Origin of the sequence: Pseudidiomarina gelatinasegens (assembly GCF_004025325.1) — a bacterium.
In the GTDB taxonomy this organism is placed as follows: domain Bacteria; phylum Pseudomonadota; class Gammaproteobacteria; order Enterobacterales; family Alteromonadaceae; genus Pseudidiomarina; species Pseudidiomarina gelatinasegens.
In genome coordinates this window covers 14,753-34,706 of record NZ_RSFE01000006.1, presented here as the reverse complement: position 1 = coordinate 34,706, position 19,954 = coordinate 14,753, and the positions used below count along the sequence as shown (strand labels likewise).

The window sequence follows — 19,954 nt, the reverse complement described above, 5'->3', positions numbered from 1 at the left end:
GGAATGAATTGTGAGTAATGCAGAAGGCTACAGCGTAGCAGAAGAAGTGGCGCATGCGCTTACCCATGGTGTTGGGGCGATAGCTGCCATTGTTGGCTTGGTGTTCATGTTGGTGTGGGCGGTTAGCTATGGCGACACTTACCACGTGGTCAGTGCCAGCATCTATGGTGCCAGCCTGATTCTACTGTATACCTCATCCACCTTTTATCACGCGTTTCCGTGGCCGCGCATTAAAGCTTTCTTCCAGCAAATGGACCACGCGGCCATTTACGTACTCATAGCAGGTACTTACACCCCATTTGCACTGGTCAGTTTGCGTGGTGTTTGGGGCTGGTCATTGCTCGGCGTGGTGTGGGGCATCGCGATTATTGGTGTGGTGCTTGAGCTGGCCATTGCGGAGCGTAAAAAGTGGCTGTCGCTGAGCCTTTATCTGGGCTTAGGCTGGATGGCACTTATCGTGATTAAGCCGATGCTAGAGAACGTCGCAGCCGGCGGTTTGTGGTTGCTCCTGGCTGGCGGCCTGGCCTACACCTTCGGTGTTGTGTTTTATGTATGGAAATCGCTGCGCTTTCACCATGCCATTTGGCATCTATTCGTGTTGGTTGGCAGCGTTCTACACTTCCTTTCAGTGTTTTATTTCGTGTTGCCGCAACCGCAGATGCTCTAAAATTCTCCCTAGCTTATTCAGCTTGCCTTTCCGATAGCGAAGGGCTATGGTTGCCTCCAGATTAAGAGGACCACCATGTTTAAGTACGATTATTCAATTTTGAGTACCGCGCTCACCTTTCCAAATTAAGCCGATTGCATTCCTGCAATCGGCACATGTCTGTATTCCCAAAAACCATATTTTAATTTTCGTGTTTTAGTTCGGTAGGAGAAAAGCCGTGCTTGCGCGTGTATTGGGTCATTGTGACTCATCGCAATGTTTTAACCATCGTATTTTCCAATGTCAGCAGTATCGTGTTTTACACGATCCCTTGGTCTTGGCGGAGCTTTTTCAACGCCTAGAACGTGCCGAATTACCCCGCTCGAACATGAGCTTACGCGTGCGCGTAGGTTCGTCGGTGGTGATTCGCCAAACCCACTGTGATAACACGCCCGCCATTTTGCGTTTTACCCTGGTCGAGCCAAGCAGTGCCAACCCCACACAAGGAAAAGTTTCTTACCTTTCCCCTATGGGTTTGGCACTGCTTTCGGTGCCCTTGGGCGCGGTATTCACAGTTACTGTTCGTGCCAGTGAAAGCCACTGGTGCTTAATCGCACTCAACTGATGAGGGAAGTAGTCATGAGTAAAGAGAAGCAGAAGAAAAAACCACAGAAGACGCTAAAAGAAAAACGTCGCGAAAAGAAAAATAGAAGCGACTAATATGAAAAGAGCACCTGAAAAGGTGCTCTTTTTTTGATACGTAAGATTGAGCTAAGGCTCAGCAAAAATTAGTCTTCTTTGCTGCTACGGCCAGCGCGCTTGCGGTCGTTCTCAGTGAGTAAACGCTTGCGAATACGAATCGATTTCGGCGTGATTTCTACCAGCTCATCGTCATCGATAAACTCAAGTGCTTGCTCAAGCGTTAAGCGAATCGGCGGTGACAAGGTCAAGGCATCATCCGTTCCTGAAGCTCGCACGTTGGTTAGCTGCTTGCCTTTCAGACAGTTCACGGTTAAGTCATTACCGCGGTTATGTACGCCAATGATTTGTCCTTCGTAGACTTCATCACCGTGAGCAGTCATCAACTTACCACGTTCTTGCAAGTTGAAAAGTGCATAGGTTAATGCTTTACCAGTGGCATTTGAAATTAAGACACCGTTGACACGTTGACCAATTTTGCCGCCTTTATGCGGGCCGTAATGGTCAAAGGTCTTATACATTAAGCCAGAACCTGAAGTGAGCGTCATAAATTCAGTTTGGAACCCAATCAAGCCACGGCTTGGAACGGTAAAGTCGATACGCACACGGCCTTTACCATCTGGGGTCATGTCGGTCATTTCCGCTTTACGGATGCCGAGTTTTTCCATGACTGAGCCTTGATGCTGCTCTTCGATATCAATGGTCAAGTTTTCAAACGGCTCAAGCGTTACACCGTTTTCTTCTTTCAAAATTACTTCTGGACGTGACACCGCTAATTCGAAACCTTGACGACGCATGTTTTCAATCAACACGCCCAAGTGCAGTTCACCACGGCCTGAAACACGGAAGCGATCAGGGTTGTCAGTTTCTTCAACGCGCAACGCAACGTTGTGCCTCAATTCTTGTTGCAAGCGCTCAAGAATTTGGCGCGAAGTTACGAACTTACCTTCTTTACCTGCAAACGGTGAGGTGTTTACCTGGAAGGTCATGGTTACGGTTGGCTCGTCAACGGTTAGCGCTGGCAATGCTTCTACAGCACCTGCGGCACACACGGTGTCAGAAATTTTCAATTCACCCAAGCCGGTTACCGCAACAATGTCACCAGCACTTGCTTGGTCGGTGTCAATGCGGTCAAGGCCCAAGTAACCAAAGATCTGGCCTACTTTGCCGTTACGTTTCGAGCCATCAGCACCCACAATGGTGACCTGCTGGTTAAGCTTCAAGGTACCGCGCTTAATACGACCGATACCGATGATGCCCACGTAGCTTGAATAATCAAGCTGTGAAATTTGCATCTGTAACGCACCGTCACGGTCAGCATCAGGTGGTGACACTTTGTCCAAAATGGTTTCGAACAAGGCGGTCATGTTGTCGGTTACGTTGTTGTAATCAAGAGTCGCCCAGCCGTTTAACGCTGATGCATAAACCACAGGGAAGTCGAGCTGTTCGTCAGTTGCACCTAAGTTGTCGAATAAATCGAATACTTGGTCAACAACCCAATCAGGGCGTGCGCCCGGACGGTCAATTTTGTTCACAACAACAATTGGCTTCAAGCCGTGAGAAAACGCTTTTTGGGTTACGAAGCGGGTTTGTGGCATTGGGCCGTCAACCGCGTCAACAACCAACAATACTGAGTCAGCCATTGACATAACACGCTCAACTTCACCGCCGAAATCGGCGTGACCTGGAGTGTCCAGAATGTTGATACGGTAGTCGTTGTAGTTTACCGCTGTGTTTTTCGCCAAAATGGTAATGCCACGCTCTTTCTCAAGATCGTTGGAGTCCATGACGCGCTCTTCAGCGCCACCGCGGCTTTCGAGCGTGCCCGATTGCTGCAGAAGGGTATCAACCAGGGTTGTTTTGCCATGGTCAACGTGCGCAATAATTGCAATATTACGCAGCTTGGAAAGTTCTGTTGCTTGAATTGTCATTGATAAAGCCTGTAAAAACGCGAGGTGTGTACCCAAAAGTAGAGCACCGCGGGTGGTGTTCCACCATTGGTTAAAATAGCGGCGTATTATACGCGTGCAGGCCCTCACACGCTAGCTTTTTTACGTGGAGTAACCTGAGAGAGGGCTTAGGTAACGCTTTATTGGGCGTCCTCTGGGGGCTCTTCTTGCTTGAGACGCTTGTCCCAGCGCTGCTGCGCGTAACGGCGCAGACTCGGAATCGTATCTGTTTCATCCATAATTGGCTGCCCCAATATGGTTTCAATAATGTCCTCAAGCGTTACCAAACCCATCCATGTGCCATGTTCGTCGAATACCAAGGCCATGTGCTGACGTTTCTGAATCAGCAGCGTCATGAGCTTTTCAACGTTCACGGTTTCGCTCACCACTTCAACGTTGCGGCTCAATTGGTTGACGGTTTTATCGGTTTCCGCTTCTAAAGCCTCGTTACGTAAGATAATTCCGTGCGGCACTTCGTCGGCATCAATCACCGGGAAGCGTGAATAGGGCATTGTTTTGGCGCGGTACAGGAACTCGCTGATGGTTTCGTCGGGGCGCACCGATTCACATACCGTACGTGGCGTCATCACGTCGCGAACACGAATGGTGTGCAAGTCGAGAATATTACCAATCACACGACGCTCGTCGGTGTCGATTAACTTTTGTTCATGCCCGAGAATTGCCAACGCTTTAATTTCTGAGCGCACATCAATGTTTTCTTCACCGCCAATGCGTTTGGTAATTTGATCAGAAAGCCAGATAAACGGGCGCAAGCTATTGATTAGGAAATTCAAAGTTCCAGGCAATAAAGGTGCTAGCTGGCGCCAGAATTTCGCGCCAATGGTTTTCGGTAGAATTTCTGAGAGTACCAAAATAAGCACGGTCATAACCGCAGACGCTACAGCCAAATAACCGTCACCAAACACCACACCAACTTGCGCACCCACACCAGCCGCGCCGGCGGTGTGCGCTACGGTATTGAGCGTTAAAATTGCAGCCAGTGGGCGGTCGATATTGTGTTTGAGCTTAGCCAGCTTGGCGTGCAACTTAGGGCGCTGCTCTCGAAGCTGCGCGATATAGCTTGGCGTAATAGACAGTAAAGCGGCTTCAAGAATGGAGCAGATAAACGAGATGCCTACAGCAATAAATGCAAAGACAATTAATAAAAACATGAGGCTCACAAATGGTTATTTCGATGCTGAATTCTCGCAAAGAGTCGCCGATTTCACAATAACAACGTAATGATTTTCGGCAGAACCGAGTTTACGTTAACGTTAGCGTGAATAACTATTCACTTATTTATTGGTTCTATTCATCGCTATTTAATGGATAGTTCGACAACTTTTTTTTCATGCCCTCCCAACCTCGCGAAATTTTCGCAGAAAATAACAAGTTAAACTGCCATCCATCATATGCAGAGTTGACTATACAACCACGCTATAAGCCTTAAAAATAGACAACTTGCGAGATTTTCCACTTTACAGCCTGCTAAAACTAGCTATGTTGTAGCTGTATAGACAACTCAGTTGGGCTGTAGGGTTGGTCAATAACTACCACACGAAATAACAATGAAAATATATTCAGGGGACACTATGAAAAAATTCGCCTTATCAGGTGTGGCAACTGCACTAACTGCGTTGCTATTACCCACTCAAACTATAGCTCAAGACACCCAACAACAAGTTGAAGAAGAAAAAGTAGAGCGCGTTACGGTAACCGGTTCTCGATTGCAGCGCACCGAAGCTGAAAGTGCTGCGCCGGTTCAAGTTTTCACTGCGGAAGATCTTGAGAACTCAGGCGTGAACTCGTTAGAAGTTATTTTACAGCGCATGTCAGCTTCGGCAGGCGCGGCTGGTGGCCAAAGCAACGCTTACTGGACCAGTAATGGCTGGGGAACCGCGCAGGTCAACTTACGTGGTTTAGGTATTAACCGCACGCTGGTTCTTCTTAATGGCCGCCGTGTTGTCAACGGCGGTACCGGTGCCAACAGTAGTGTTGACCTGAATATGATTCCTGTTGAGATGATTGAGCGCATTGAAGTACTTAAAGATGGTGCATCAGCTATTTATGGTGCCGACGCTGTTGCTGGCGTGGTGAATATTATTACGCGCAAAAGCTATGAAGGCTTTTCAGTTGACGCCCGCGTTGGTGCCACAGACAGCGGTGATGCCGAAGAAAGAGCGATTAATACGGTATTTGGTGCAAGTACGAATCGTGCCCGAATTGTGGGTACCGTGGGCTACCGTTCAAGTGATGCCTACAATATGCAAGAGCAAGCTGGTTGTGCATTAGCCGAAGTTTCTCCAGGCGAACTGGGTTGCTTCGGTAGTTCAAGCACCATTGGCGGCCGCGCAACAGTATTGACCGGACCTGATGCGGGCAGCCGTATCAACTTCAATCAAGAGCCGGGTGGTGATAGCGATTTCTATGAACCGTACGACCCAGCCAAGCATAACTTTGATTTCTTTTCTCAACTGAACTCAGTTAACCCAATTACCAACTGGAATTTCTCGACATTTGCAGACTATCGTCTAACAGGCGATACCTACGGATTTGTCGAAGTCCTTTACAACAACCGTCGCTCAAACCAGCTAGCAACTTCAGGAACAGTTGGTGGCATTGAGTATGCAAGTGATCACCCAGATAATCCGACTGGCGAGGCGATTCGTCTTGATAGTCGTCGCTTGCTTGAAGCTGGACCTCGTGAGTTCTTCCAAGACGTGAACACGTGGCGTTTTGTTGGTGGCTTAAATGGCACACTGGCTGCGAATTGGAACTGGGAAGTTGCTTACAACTTCGGCCGTACTTCAGGTATTGATGGTGCTACTAATATTGCCAATATGGAGCGACTGAATCGTGCTATTGACCCTGACCAATGTGGACAGGCAGGCATTCCATGCCTCGATTTACTCGGTTTTGGCGGCTTTGGCCAAGATGCGGTTGATTATATTATGTTCCGTACTGATTCCGAGGGCGGCAATGAGCAGCGCTCAATAACAGCGAGCATTACGGGCGATTTGTTTGAATTGCCTTCTGGTTACGTGCCAGTTGCGTTTGGTATTGAGCATCGAAAAGAGAAAGGCTGGCGTAATCCAGATTCAGCAGTTGTTGCTGGCGTTATGAATACCAACCAGGCCGACCCAATTGATGGCAGCTATAGCGTCGACGAGGTGTATGTCGAAACTGCGCTACCGTTGTTATCCGATAAGGCCTTTGCTAAGGAAGTTAACTTAGAGCTGGCATACCGTTACAGTGATTACGATACCTTTGGTAGCGACGGTAACTATAAAGCCAGCCTGCACTGGCAACTAAATGACTCATTGAAGTTGCGAGCAACGCGTTCTACAGCGTTTCGTGTTCCGAATATTCCAGAATTATTTGGTGGCGTGGCTGAAGGTAACTTAACCACAACTGACCCGTGCGACGGCTGGGATCAACCTGGAAAAGATCCAGTAGTAGCGGCAAACTGCCAGGCGGCTGGCGTGCCATCTGGTTACACCCAATTAGGCTCAACCGTATTGACAACGGTTGGCGGTAATCCAAACCTTGAACCGGAAGATGCCAAAACCTTTACCGCTGGGGTGGTATGGGATGCGCCATTTGCAGATAATCTGCAGTTCACCGTCGATTATTACAAAATTGACATCGAGAACGCGATTCAGCGTATTCCTGGGTCAACCAAGTTATCGGTATGTTACAACTCAGAAAACCTATTGCATCCGTTCTGTGATGACAGTCAGTTCACCCGGGACAGTTTAACGGGCGAGATTGACTTTCTCTCGGCACAGCCAACGAATGCAGCAACGGAAGAAGTGTCGGGCGTCGATGCGGCCGTATTCTATAAAACCGATCTTTCTGGTTTTGCAACAACCATGAACTGGACAGTTAGCTATTTAGATGAATACACCGTGACGCCATTCGCTGGCGGAACACCTATCGCATATGCTGGGAAAATCACCGGTGGCAGCGGTAGTTACACCAACTGGCGCTCAAATGCTTCGGTAACGGTCGACCATGACCACTGGCAGGCACATTGGAGCGTTCAGTATATTGGCGGCGCAGATGATATCAATGCGGCACCAGGCGATGTAGGTGACCATGCGCCAAGTGTGTTCTACCACAACGTACAAGGCACTTATTTTGTGAATTCAAATATGAGCTTAGTGGGTGGTATTAACAACGTCTTTGATAAGAAACCTCCATTTATACAAAGCTGGACTGATGCGAACACGGATACCATGACTTACAACCTTTTGGGACGTCAGTTGTTCGTTAAAATGCGTTATACGTTCTAACCCTGGACGTTTAATTGCGGGAGGGCTTAGGCTCTCCCGCAGTTTTTTATAGAATTTTGTGGAGAGTTTTATGGCTGTAAAAATAGCCAGTAGCCGCTGGCGTGTTTGGCATCGCTGGTTGGCGTTGATTGTCGGCTTACAAATGGTAGTTTGGAGTATCAGCGGCGCATACATGGTTTTCTTTAAGTTACCATTTATTCACGGTGATCACTTGGTTCATCAACATGATGCTGTTATTCAACATGCGAACCATGTGGCACCATTCAATGATGTCTTAAAGGCGTATCCGGAAGCGTCGCAGATTCAACTTACATCACAGTGGTTAAATCATCAGTGGCAACCTGTGTATCGTATTAGCCATCATGGTATGGCTGAGATCGTTGACGCGCAAAGTTTAGCAGTGGTTGAGCTTAGCCAGTCAGACGTACAAGCTATTGCGGAAAAAATTTATGCATTGGGTGAGCAGCCAGCAAGCCAAGTGCAATGGTTAACCGAAAACCCTCCAAGTGAGCTTAACCCTGATCACTTGCCTGTGTGGCGGGTCGATTTCGATGACTTTGGTAGCACCAGCCTTTACTTTTCGCCATCAACCGGCGAACTAGTAACCAAGCGTCACACGTTTTGGCGTGGTTTCGATATTATGTGGATGTTGCACATTATGGATTACGAAGAGCGTGTGGATATTGAGAGTTGGTTGCTGCGCGGGTTTATTATTGCCAATTTTATTTTCTTAATAACCGGTGCAGTACTGTTGGTTTACACCTTGCGTAAGCCTAAGCCGTCACTGAAAACCACCACGGAGGGTTCAGCATGATGCGCTTTTTACAATGGCTTCACCGGTGGACGAGCCTCATTATTATTATCCAAGTGTTGTTGTGGATAATCAGCGGCTTCTATTTTTCATTATCCGGCCATCATGAGATGTCGGGTCATCAATATCACCAAATGGACCATAGTCACGCACCGCTAGCTTCTTCGCGGGCACTTGACTGGCCGCAGATAGCGAACCAATTTTCTGGTATCAGCGGTGTTGATTTGCGTACCGTAGGTGAGGTTCCACAATACGTGGTGACGCACGATGATGGCGTTAGCTATCTTAATGCAACTACAGGTGAGCTGTGGTCAACTTCAGAAGCCATGGCGGCTAGCTTGGCACTAGCAACCTATTCAGGCCCTGGGGCGATTGAAAGCGTCACACCGCTTACCGAAGGAAGCAGCGAAGTTAACGGCTGGCGTGAGCCGGGGTATCGCGTTGATATCCGCGACGATTTAAATACACGGATTTATGTTGACGCCGCTTCGGGCACAGTGATTGAACATCGCAATACCCCATGGTTATTAGCCGACTGGGCGTTCAAGTTGCACTTTATGGACTACAGCGGTGAGCGTAATTTTAACCATCTACTTATTGTCAGTGCCGGTGTTGTAACACTCTGGTTTACCTTATCAGGTTTGATCTTGTTAGGGCGTAACCTTGCCCGCGGTGATATGAACCCTCGGCGTAAGCAAACTTACCTAGAATTTTACCAAGCGCAGCAGCAGCCAATTGCTAGCGCCTGCGGCGGGGGCGGAACGTGCGGATTGTGCAAAGTGCGTTTTCGCGGCTTAGTGCCGAGCCCAACGAAAAACGATCGCGCCATGCTGACGGAATCCGATCTGAATGATGGACTGCGCTTAAGCTGTCAACATCGTGTCAGCAAGGGTCATGAGGTTGATATTGCTGCCACCGACGCGCGTCAGATTAAACTTAAGCTCGTGCATAATCGCGTATTAACCCCGAGCATTCATGAACTGACGTTTCTGCCTCAAACAGAATCGGACTTCAACTATCAAGCGGGACAGTTTATGCAGTTTCTTATCCCGTGCAGAACCGGTAATGACGCCGTGGTGTTGCATCGAAACTATTCGTTCGCAACCGCACCAGGACAACCGGAACTGACGTTTACAGTTCGTAAAATGCCAGCACCGAATACCAGTTGTGAGCCTGGACTCGGTTCGACCTATTTATGCAGCATGAAAACTGGCGATACGATAGATGCTATAGGGCCAATGGGCGATTTCTTGCTCAACAATGAAGCGGCAAATGAGCGGCGACAGGTGTTTATCGGCGGTGGCGCGGGTATTGCACCATTGCGTGCACTTATCCAGGCGGAATTGGAATCGGCACAGTCAAATCGTTCAATTCAGTTCTTCTACGGCGCACGTAATAAATCTGAGCTGTGTTATTACGACGATTTTATGGCTTTGCAAAGCGAAGAACGCTTGCAATATCATCCAGTTTTATCTGAGCAAGATGATCATTGGCGGGGTCTGAGCGGTTTTGTGCACGAAATTGCACAAGCTTGGATTCAAACACAAGATGTGCAATCGCTCGATGTTTACGTTTGCGGTCCGCCCGCTATGTTAGCTGCAACGCAATCCATGCTGCGCGCAATAGGGGTTCCGCAAGAGCACATTCGTTACGATGACTTTGGCATTTAAAACGTTATTTTAGATAAATACGAAATAAATCATTAACAGACTTATTTTTTGCTCTATAATTTCAATAAATACCGTATTGAAGTTTGGCAACGATAAGTCTGGAGATGATGATGTCTGTCTACAAATGGGTCTATCTACTCGTTATTTGTATCGTTGGAGTGGCAAGCGCTACTGCCGCCGAATTGTCGCTGAAGCAATCAACGATTGCAGAATACTTGCGCTTGCAAGGCTTGGTGGAATCAACCAATAGCGCTACCGTATCGGCGCAGGTATCTGGCCGCGTTGAGCGTGTGCTGGTAGATGTAGGTGATGAAGTGTCAGCCGGCGCAACCCTGCTGACTATCACCTCAGTTGAGCAATACCAAATGCTGACCCAAGCGCAAGCGCAGGTTGCTGCGGCGCAAGCCACCTTGGTTGCGGAGCAGCAAGAGTATGATCGTATTATCAGCCTGGTTGAACGTGACTTGGTGCCGGTTGCTGAGCGCGATCGCGCCAAAGCACGGCTCGACAATGCGAAAGCCCAACGGCGTTCGGCTGAAGCTGCCGTCGAACGTGCTGAAGAGCAGTTGTCATACACTGAAGTGAAAGCGCCTTATGCCGGTATTGTCAGCGCGCGTCTGGTTGAGCCGGGCGAGTTAGTGCAACCTGGTACCCCGTTACTATCAGGCTTTGACCCAAGCGAACTGCGTTTGCATGTCGACCTTCCTGCTAGCTATGCCCAAGCGGCAAAAGACTATCAGTGGGCCCGTATTAATGGCTTGGAGCCAACCTCGCAGCAAGTTTTTCCAACCGTACACAGTCAGTCCAGCACCGTGCGTATGCGCTTGATATTGCCCCATGACAGTGGGCTAATGCCAGGGCAATGGCAGCCAGTATTAGTAAAAGTCGGTGAGCATCAAGGTGTACAAGTGCCGTTAGCTGCGGTGTACCATCAAGGTGAGTTGACCATGGTACGAATGAAAGATAACAGCTGGCGCGCAGTGCGTTTGGGCTTGGAGCAAGACGGACACATCGAAATCGTAAGTGGCTTGCAGGCGGGTGAGGTGATCAGCTATGAGTAACAAACCCCTCGGCATCGCAGGTAAAATTGCGGCGTGGGGTGAACGCTCGCAGCTCACCCCGCTGCTCGCTATCTTTGGTCTATTGCTCGGCATCATGGCCGCATTAATCACCCCGCGTGAAGAAGAACCGCAAATTGATGTAACCATGGCGGATGTCATGGTGGTGTTTCCCGGCGCCGATGTAAGCCAAGTTGAAGCGCAGCTGGCTACCCCGTTAGAGCAGCATTTTGCCCGCATGCAGGGCATTGAACACATTTACTCGGTATCGCAATCGGGTCAGGCACTGGTAACTGTCCAGTTTGAAGTGGGTGTGCCGCGCGAAAAAGCGCTGGTTGAACTGTTCGACAGTTTATCGAGCTGGCAAGTACGCCACCCCAGTTTTTCTCAGCCCCTGGTTAAAGCCCGTGGCATTGACGATGTTCCTATACTTGGGTTAACCATCACCTCAGATGGGCTTGATTTAAAGTCGGTCGCTGACACCTTAATTGAACCGCTCCAGAATGTGAGCGGCGTGCGTGAGGTGACCGTAATTGGTGCCGAGCCAGAACAGATTAATGTCACCCTCGATAACACGGCCTTAAGCCGTATTGGCCTCGATTTTAATGCCGTAAGCCAAGCGCTTGCAGGGCAAAACCAAAGCGCTCAGGCCGGTTATCGCTTGCAAGACGGGCAACAAATTCCGGTGCAAGCCAGTAGCTTCATCGACAGCGTTTACACCTTGCGTAACTTGATTGTTGCGAACGTTGACGGTAAGCCCGTGCGCTTGGAGCAAGTTGCTGAAATAAGTGACAGCGCAGTGGTGCCGTCGCGCTATGTGTGGTCGCGTCCCGCAGGCAGAGAAGCAGAACCGGCAGTAACCTTGGCGGTGACCAAAAAAGCTGGCGAAAACGCTGTTGTGGTGGCCCAAGAAGTGCTAGCCCGATTAGACACCCTCAAGCAGCAGTGGCTGCCCCCTGAGATCACTATCGACGTGACCCGGAACTACGGTCAAACCGCGGATGATAAAGCTTCCAAGCTGATTCAAAAGCTCATTTTTGCAACCATTTCGGTGGTCGCCTTGGTGCTGTTAACGCTGGGCAAGCGTGAAGCTGTGGTGGTTGGTAGTGCCGTGGTACTCACCTTGGCCATGACACTGTTTGCATCCTGGGCTTGGGGTTTTACCCTGAACCGCGTGTCGTTATTTGCGCTGATATTTTCAATCGGCATTTTGGTTGATGACGCCATCGTGGTGGTGGAAAACATACATCGCCACCTCGGCTTAGGGAAGTCACTAAAAACAGCAATTCCAGCTGCCGTTGACGAAGTGGGTGGGCCGACGATTTTGGCCACCTTCACCGTTATTGCCGCATTGCTACCGATGGCCTTCGTCAGCGGGCTAATGGGCCCTTACATGAGCCCAATCCCGATTAATGCTTCGTTGGGTATGTTGCTCTCGCTGATTATTGCTTTAACCGTTACACCGTGGCTGGCCCGTCATTTATTGAAAGACGAACAGCACGAAGGTGAAGCGCATAGCGGCAAGCTGCATAACTTCTTTGAAAAAATCATGCAGCCACTGCTAACCCACCGCAAGCGTCGCTACTTTATGGGCTTTGGCTTAATCGCCCTGATTGTCTTGATGATGGGGCTGGCCGTGGTGCAAGCGGTGGTCATGAAAATGCTGCCATTTGATAACAAAAGCGAGATTAAATTGATGCTGGATATGCCAGAGGGCAGCACCTTAGAAGACACCAATGCAGTATTAATGCAATTAGCACAGAAGCTGGATGAAGTGGACGAAGTTGTCGCCACCCACATTTACGCCGGCACAGCATCGCCAATAGGTTTCAATGGCTTAGTACGTCAGTATTACTTGCGTGAAGGCGCCAATATGGGCGACATACAAGTCACTCTTGCTGACCTTGGTGATCGTGACCGGGCCAGCCATGAAATTGCCTTGGCCCTTCGCCCCATGCTGACACCTATTGCGGATGCCGTAGGTGCATCATTGAAGCTGGTTGAAGTACCACCGGGTCCGCCCGTGCTGGCACCAATTGTCGCCGAGCTCTATGGCCCATCGGCCAATGCCCGCGAACAGGGTGCCCGCGACGTGCTTGCGCAGCTGCGCGCTACAGAAGGCGTGGTGGACATTGACAGCACCCTCGTCGCTGATGCCACCCAAGAAATTTGGCAAGTCAACCGCGAACGTGCGGCACAACTTGGCGTTTCCGCCGGACAAGTGGTGCAGGTTTTACAAACAGCACTGGCTGGCATGGATGTCACCTTTTTGGCAACGCCCGGACAAACCCAACCAGTGCCGGTAAAATTGCGCTTGCCAGCCGATTGGCAAGGGCAGTTGGCGCAATTAGAAAGCCTGTCGGTGACCAGCCAAACCACCGGTGAAGCGATTCCAATTGCCGAACTGATTGAACGCGAAGAGCTGGCCTATGCGCAGCCGGTATATCACAAAGACCTACGGCCTGTGGTGTACGTAACCGCCGACATGGCCGGTGAACTCGACAGCCCGCTTTACGGCTTGTTCGACGCCGCGGGTCAGATCGACATTCCACAAACCTTTATTGCGCAACCCGATATTTGGGATCAAACGGCGCTGAAGTGGGACGGCGAATGGCAAATCACCTACGAAACATTCCGCGACATGGGCCTCGCCTATGCGGTCGGATTGTTGCTGATTTACGTGCTCGTGGTGGGCCACTTCGGCAGCTACATGACGCCCTTGGTGATCATGGCGCCGATACCACTGACCCTAATCGGCATCATGCCGGGCCATGCATTATTGGGAGCGCAGTTCACCGCCACCTCAATGATCGGCATGATAGCGCTGGCAGGGATTATCGTGCGTAACTCGATTTTGCTGGTGGACTTTATTCGTGAAGAAGTCGCTGCTGGCAAAGATCTCAATACCGCCGTGATCGAAGCTGCAGTGGTGCGCGCCAAGCCGATTACCCTAACCGCAATTGCCGCTATGATGGGTGCGTTTTTTATACTCGACGACCCCATTTTTAATGGCCTTGCTGTCAGTCTGATTTTCGGTATCGCGGTTTCCACGGCGTTGACGCTGGTGGTTATTCCGTTGTTGTACGCGTCACTTCTGCGCCGCCGAATTACTAAAGAGCGTTAATCGTTATTCGTCCGTTCGCTAGCGCTCACTGTTCGTCCGGGCTTCGCCCTGTTCGAAGAGCGCAGCGGACGAACAGCGTAGCGCACGAAGCACGAACAACGCTTTTAGATCCTTTGCACTTCCGTGGTGCATGAATTTGCACTACAATGGTGCAAATATAGCCAATGCACAGCACCCTAGCCGTACCAGAACAACGTTAACCCATTGAAAAATGAGCAAAATCCAATACTGGCATCGTTTTTGCTTTAATTTGGTGCAAAGAAGCAAGCACTTCATTCGATGCTTGCTATACTCATTCTGAACCTAGTACATGCACGATCGCGGAGGATCACATGGCAACACCACAAGACGTTATGGCTTACATTGAAGAACACGATGTCAAATTCGTGGATTTACGCTTTACCGACACTAAAGGTAAAGAACAGCATGTGACCATCCCGGTTTCGCAAATCAACGAAGAGTTTTTCGAAGAAGGCAAAATGTTTGATGGTTCTTCCATCGGCGGCTGGAAAGGCATCAACGAGTCAGACATGGTGCTTATGCCGGATTGTGACTCTGTGGTTTTAGACCCGTTCACGGATGAAATCACCATGAACGTGGTGTGTGACATCCTTGAGCCAGACACCATGCAAGGTTATGACCGTGACCCGCGTTCAATTGCGCGTCGTGCGGAAGAGTATCTGCAAAGCATGAACATTGGTGACTCGGCGTTTTTCGGCCCAGAGCCAGAGTTCTTCTTGTTTAACGATGTGCGTTTCCATACTGATATGAGCGGCTCGTTCTACAAAATCGAAGCTGACGAAGCGAAATGGAACTCGGGCAAAGAATATAAAGAAGGTAACTTGGCGCACCGTCCAGGTGTGAAAGGCGGTTACTTCCCAGTGCCACCAGTTGACTCGGCGCACGACATTCGTAGCACCATGAGCACGGTTATGGAAGACATGGGCTTAGTTGTTGAAGCGCATCACCATGAAGTTGCAACTGCGGGTCAAAACGAAGTGGCAACACGCTTTAACACCTTGGTGAAAAAAGCGGATGAAATCCAAATTTATAAGTATGTTGTGCACAACGTAGCGCATTCATACGGTATGACGGCTACCTTTATGCCGAAGCCAATTGTTGGCGATAACGGTTCAGGCATGCACGTGCATATGTCGATTAGCAAAGACGGTAAGAACCTGTTTGCTGGCGACCAATACGGTGGCTTGAGCGAAATGGCGTTGTACTACATTGGCGGTATCATCAAGCACGCACGTGCGTTGAATGCGTTCTGTAACCCAACCACCAACTCGTATAAGCGTTTGGTGCCAGGTTATGAAGCGCCAGTTATGTTGGCCTACTCGGCGCGTAACCGTTCTGCGTCAATTCGTATTCCGGTTGTTGCAAGTGCAAAAGCACGTCGTATTGAAGTGCGTTTCCCTGACCCGGCGGCAAACCCGTACTTGTGTTTCGCGGCGTTGTTGATGGCTGGTCTTGACGGTATTAAAAACAAGATTCACCCTGGCGATGCAATGGACAAAGACTTGTATGACTTGCCAGCGGAAGAAGCGAAAGAAATTCCGACGGTATGTCACTCGTTAGAAATGGCGTTGGAAGCGTTGGACAAAGACCGTGAGTTCTTGACTGCGGGCGGCGTGATGACTGACGCGATGATTGATGCGTACATTAAACTGAAGCACCAGGAAGTGATGAAGTTGAAAATGACCACGCACCCAATTGAGTTTGACTTGTACTACAGCGTGTAAGGTTTGGAGCAACGATGAAACCACTGGCGTTATTGGCAATTTTATTAATCTTTTTGGTAGGCACGGCGTTGCACGTTGAACCGAGCGATGCGCAAGTTTACAAGAAGCGGAATGCCGATGGCTCAATCACCTACACGGACAAGCCGCTGGAAGGCGCTGAACAGGTAGAGATTGAGCAGGCGCCGGTGACTGAGTTTGCGAAGCCGGCTGTGGCCACACAGCCGGATGAACCTGAAGTTTCAGCGACTGGCGGTGACAGTGCCGCCGAAGCTGAGGCGATTCCCACTGAGTTTTCGGTAGCGATTACTTCGCCTGAGCAGCAACAGCCGATTCGGGCCAACAACGGCCAGTTCGATGTGTTGTGGCAGTCTGATCCTGAACGCCTGCCAGAAGGTTACGTGTATGAGTTGTTCGTTGACGGACAACCAGCATGGCGTGGCAGCGATAGCAATCAGGTAACTTTGGCAGAAATTAGTCGCGGCGAGCGGCGTATTTATGTGCGTATTGTTGATGCACAAGGCAATCAAGTTGCGCGCTCGGATACCGTGGTCGTGTTTGTATTGCGTGTCGCCATCAATGGTGCAGGCGCAGGTAGCGGTGGCAATGGCGGCGGAGCCTGATCGCGAACTAACGTCACCCAGCGATTGCACCAACTTGGTGCAACCGCATCTTGACCAGTTGCTTACTGCGGTCGTGCTGCTAGACGACCAACTTCGAATTCAATATATGAACGCTGCGGCTGAAGCTATTTTAGATGGCAGCCTGCGGCGTTTTCAGTTGCAGCCATTTTTCAGTTTATTCCATTTCAGCAGTCTTGACCCCATGGTGATACAACACGCGCTACGCGATGAGCAGTCGGTTTCCGACAGCGACGTGACGCTGGTGTTGCATGATAGCCAACGCATTACCATTGAGTTTATCGCACAGCCGCTGCGCCAACCGGACGGGCGTTTGAGTATTCTGCTTGAGCTGCGCCAAATTGACCAAATTCGCCGTATTAATCAGGAAACAACTCAGCAGCAACAGCTGCAAGCTGCACAAAGTATGGTGCGCGGGCTGGCTCATGAAATTAAGAATCCGCTGGGCGGTTTGCGCGGTGCAGCACAATTGCTGGCTGGTGAATTGAACGACAGCGCCTTGCAAGAGTACACCGACTTAATCATTCGCCAAGCTGACCGCCTGAGCACCTTGGTGGACAGAATGCTCGGCTCGCATCAATTGCCACAGCGCAAAGAAGCCAACCTGCACGCGCTGCTTGAGCAAGTGATCAAGGTGGCCCGTTTAGGTGCCGGTACGGGTATCGAGTGGTTACGTGACTACGACCCAAGCCTGCCCGAACTGACTATGGCCCCTGAACAATTGGAGCAGGTGTTTTTGAATTTAGTGATGAACGCTTGTGATGCGCTTCTGGAGAGCGAAAATATCAGCAAGCCAACCGTCACGGTGCGCACGCGCATCGCCCACCAGCAGACCATTCATGGCAAGCGCTACCGTCAGTGCGCGGTGGTGGTTATTCAGGACAATGGCCCCGGCATTCCAGCAGCATTGCGTGACACTTTGTTTTATCCAATGGTAAGTGGCCGCGCTGGCGGCACAGGTTTAGGGCTGTCGATTGTGCAAAACTTGGTGCACCAACATGCCGGTAAAATTGAAGTGCAATCTGAACCAGGCCACACCGAATTTTGCGTGTACCTGCCTTATAGTGAAACCCTTTGCGGTGACAAAGCAAACGGGGATAAAGCAAACGGTGACAAAGCATGAACTCGATTTGGATTCTGGACGATGACAGCTCGATTCGTTGGGTGCTGGAACGCGCCTTGGCGCGAGCTGGGTTAAGCTGCACCAGTTTCGCGGATGCCCAAAGCCTCTATGCTGCGCTGGCCGAAGCGCAACCCAAAGTGTTGCTGACAGACATTCGTATGCCGGGCGACGACGGCCTGGCAGTGCTACGCAAACTGAATCACGATTACCCGCAGATTGCCGTGATTGTGATGACCGCCCATTCCGATTTGGACTCCGCCGTAAGTGCCTTTCAAGGTGGTGCGTTCGAGTACTTGGCCAAGCCGTTCGATATTGACGAAGTGGTGCATACGGTAAGCCGCGCACTCGCGCGTGAAACCGAACACACAGCTAGCCCGGCTGATGCCGCTGAGCAAGCCAACGACGTGCAAGAAATAATCGGCAATGCGCCCGCTATGCAGGACGTGTTTCGCGCCATCGGCCGCTTGTCGCATTCCAGCGTAACCGTGTTAATCACCGGCGCATCCGGCAGCGGCAAAGAATTGGTTGCCCGAGCCTTGCACCAACATAGCCCGCGCGCAAAGAAGCCATTTATTGCACTGAACATGGCGGCAATTCCTGCCGACCTGATTGAGTCAGAACTGTTTGGCCACGAAAAAGGCGCCTTTACCGGCGCGACCCAAAAGCGCCAAGGCCGCTTCGAGCAAGCTCACGGCGGCACCTTATTCTTAGATGAAATTGGCGACATGCCTTTAGCGGTACAGACACGCTTACTCAGGGTATTGGCCGAAGGGCAGTTCTATCCAGTAGGCAGCTACCAGCCGGTGAAAGTTGATGTGCGTATTATTGCCGCCACCCACCAGCATCTTGAACAACGGGTAAGCCAAGGCGACTTTCGTGAAGACCTGTTCCACCGACTGAACGTGATACGGTTGCAACTGCCAACGTTGGCAGAGCGCCGTGAAGACATTCCGCAATTGGCGCAGCACTTTTTACAAAGCGCCGCGCAAGAACTTGGCGGCAGCCCCAAGCGACTTACCCCTGCCGCGGAGCAGATACTGGTGAACGCGGCTTGGCCGGGGAACGTCCGACAACTTGAAAACACGTGCCGCTGGCTGACTGTTATGGCGCCGGGGCAAACTATCGATGTTGCTGATTTACCTCACGATTTATCAAACGACGAGGTAAAAAATACCCAAGCAAATTCCGCCCAATGGTATACACTGTTACGTAACGAACTTAAAAGTCGGTGCGAAGCAGGCGATACCCACATCTTAGATAACCTGTTACCCACCATTGAACATTTAGCCCTTGATATTGCCTTAGAGCATACCGACGGGCATAAACAAAAAGCAGCCGAATTATTAGGTTGGGGACGCAATACCCTCGCCCGAAAACTGAACGAATCTAAGTAACTAATTTCAAGTGACTAACTTCAAGTAAAAGTTCAGTAAACAGGGTATGCAGCCGCAGCGGATCTTTACATAATCAAGACCACCTAATATAAGCTGTAACGAATGACGCAGGACAACATCCAAATGACCAAGCTTTTACTTGTAGATGATGACGCAGAACTAAGCAGTATGCTGGAACAAATTCTTACCAAAGAAGGCTACCAACTTACCTTGGCGCCGGATGGTGAAATTGGCTTACAACGCGCGTTAAGCGGCTCGTTTGATTTGATTCTACTTGACGTGATGTTACCAGGTATTGACGGCTTCCAGCTGTTGCAACGCCTCCGCCAACAAGCTCGCAGCACACCAGTATTAATGCTAACTGCGCGTGGCGATGACGAAGACAGGGTGCAAGGTCTTGAGCTAGGCGCTGATGACTATTTGCCAAAACCGTTTAATCCACGTGAACTGGTTGCGCGCGTACGCGCTCTATTGCGCCGCACCCCGAATACCTCAGTACGTCCAGAACCACTAGAATTTGCCGGCTTCCACGTTGATCCGTTGCAAAACGAAGTACGCTGTGACGAGCAGGTATTGGAACTTACCCCAACTGAATTCGATATTCTGCGCTCTCTGGTGCAAGGCAAAGGTCAGGTGGTCAGCAAAGATCAGCTCTCCGTGGCAGCTCTTGGCCGCCAGTTAGCACCATTTGATCGCAGTTTAGACGTGCACATTAGTAACATCCGCAAAAAGATCGATCATAATCCAGAGCGTATTCAAACCGTGCGCGGTCGAGGTTATCGCCTACTTCAGTTAGCTTGAG

14 protein-coding genes are annotated in these 19,954 nt (G+C 50.2%); 12 read left to right on the top strand and 2 right to left on the bottom strand.

Annotation, left to right across the window (positions count from 1 at the left end; genetic code table 11):
• The first annotated feature begins 10 nt into the window (after window positions 1-10).
• Entirely contained in the window at window positions 11-667 is a 657-nt protein-coding gene (gene trhA, locus EGC76_RS08810) for a PAQR family membrane homeostasis protein TrhA (RefSeq protein WP_128352626.1), read from the top strand.
• 217 nt (window positions 668-884) lie between these two features.
• A complete protein-coding gene (locus EGC76_RS08805; RefSeq protein ID WP_128352625.1) occupies window positions 885-1,271 on the top strand; it encodes a GreA/GreB family elongation factor in 387 nt (128 codons plus the stop codon).
• Between the two features lie 163 nt (window positions 1,272-1,434).
• Here EGC76_RS08805 and typA read toward each other — a convergent pair whose 3' ends face one another.
• Window positions 1,435-3,276 (bottom strand): translational GTPase TypA, encoded by a 1,842-nt coding sequence (typA, locus tag EGC76_RS08800; RefSeq protein WP_181950956.1) that lies wholly within the window; start codon window positions 3,274-3,276, stop codon window positions 1,435-1,437.
• A gap of 158 nt (window positions 3,277-3,434) precedes the next feature.
• Window positions 3,435-4,466, bottom strand: coding sequence for a CNNM domain-containing protein (locus EGC76_RS08795; RefSeq protein ID WP_128352624.1), 1,032 nt, complete (start codon window positions 4,464-4,466; stop codon window positions 3,435-3,437).
• Window positions 4,467-4,886: 420 nt separating this feature from the next.
• Between EGC76_RS08795 and EGC76_RS08790 the strand changes: the two genes are divergently transcribed.
• The 10 genes from EGC76_RS08790 to EGC76_RS08745 all read left to right on the top strand — a co-directional run bounded on the left by EGC76_RS08790 (window position 4,887) and on the right by EGC76_RS08745 (window position 19,953).
• Window positions 4,887-7,589, top strand: a complete 2,703-nt coding sequence (locus tag EGC76_RS08790; protein WP_128352623.1) for a TonB-dependent receptor — start codon at window positions 4,887-4,889, stop codon at window positions 7,587-7,589.
• Between the two features lie 70 nt (window positions 7,590-7,659).
• Window positions 7,660-8,403: a PepSY domain-containing protein gene (locus tag EGC76_RS08785; protein WP_128352622.1), complete on the top strand. Its 744-nt coding sequence runs from the start codon at window positions 7,660-7,662 to the stop codon at window positions 8,401-8,403.
• The gene (locus EGC76_RS08780; protein WP_128352621.1) at window positions 8,400-10,070 is read left to right on the top strand and encodes a PepSY domain-containing protein; all 1,671 of its coding nucleotides are present in this window, start codon (window positions 8,400-8,402) and stop codon (window positions 10,068-10,070) included. The genes EGC76_RS08785 and EGC76_RS08780 overlap by 4 nt, the downstream gene beginning before the upstream one ends.
• Window positions 10,071-10,180: 110 nt before the next feature.
• Window positions 10,181-11,131, top strand: coding sequence for an efflux RND transporter periplasmic adaptor subunit (locus tag EGC76_RS08775; protein WP_164876824.1), 951 nt, complete (start codon window positions 10,181-10,183; stop codon window positions 11,129-11,131).
• Window positions 11,124-14,252, top strand: coding sequence for an efflux RND transporter permease subunit (locus tag EGC76_RS08770; RefSeq protein WP_128352619.1), 3,129 nt, complete (start codon window positions 11,124-11,126; stop codon window positions 14,250-14,252). The genes EGC76_RS08775 and EGC76_RS08770 overlap by 8 nt, the downstream gene beginning before the upstream one ends.
• A gap of 332 nt (window positions 14,253-14,584) precedes the next feature.
• The gene (gene glnA, locus EGC76_RS08765; protein ID WP_220445678.1) at window positions 14,585-15,997 is read left to right on the top strand and encodes a glutamate--ammonia ligase; all 1,413 of its coding nucleotides are present in this window, start codon (window positions 14,585-14,587) and stop codon (window positions 15,995-15,997) included.
• 14 nt (window positions 15,998-16,011) lie between these two features.
• Entirely contained in the window at window positions 16,012-16,617 is a 606-nt protein-coding gene (locus EGC76_RS08760) for a DUF4124 domain-containing protein (RefSeq protein WP_128352618.1), read from the top strand.
• On the top strand, window positions 16,562-17,758 hold the full coding sequence (gene glnL, locus EGC76_RS08755; RefSeq protein ID WP_246013942.1) for a nitrogen regulation protein NR(II): 1,197 nt from the start codon (window positions 16,562-16,564) through the stop codon (window positions 17,756-17,758). The genes EGC76_RS08760 and glnL overlap by 56 nt, the downstream gene beginning before the upstream one ends.
• A complete protein-coding gene (ntrC, locus tag EGC76_RS08750; RefSeq protein WP_128352616.1) occupies window positions 17,755-19,152 on the top strand; it encodes a nitrogen regulation protein NR(I) in 1,398 nt (465 codons plus the stop codon). The genes glnL and ntrC overlap by 4 nt, the downstream gene beginning before the upstream one ends.
• A gap of 123 nt (window positions 19,153-19,275) precedes the next feature.
• Window positions 19,276-19,953 (top strand): response regulator transcription factor, encoded by a 678-nt coding sequence (locus EGC76_RS08745; protein ID WP_128352615.1) that lies wholly within the window; start codon window positions 19,276-19,278, stop codon window positions 19,951-19,953.
• Window position 19,954 lies beyond the last annotated feature (1 nt).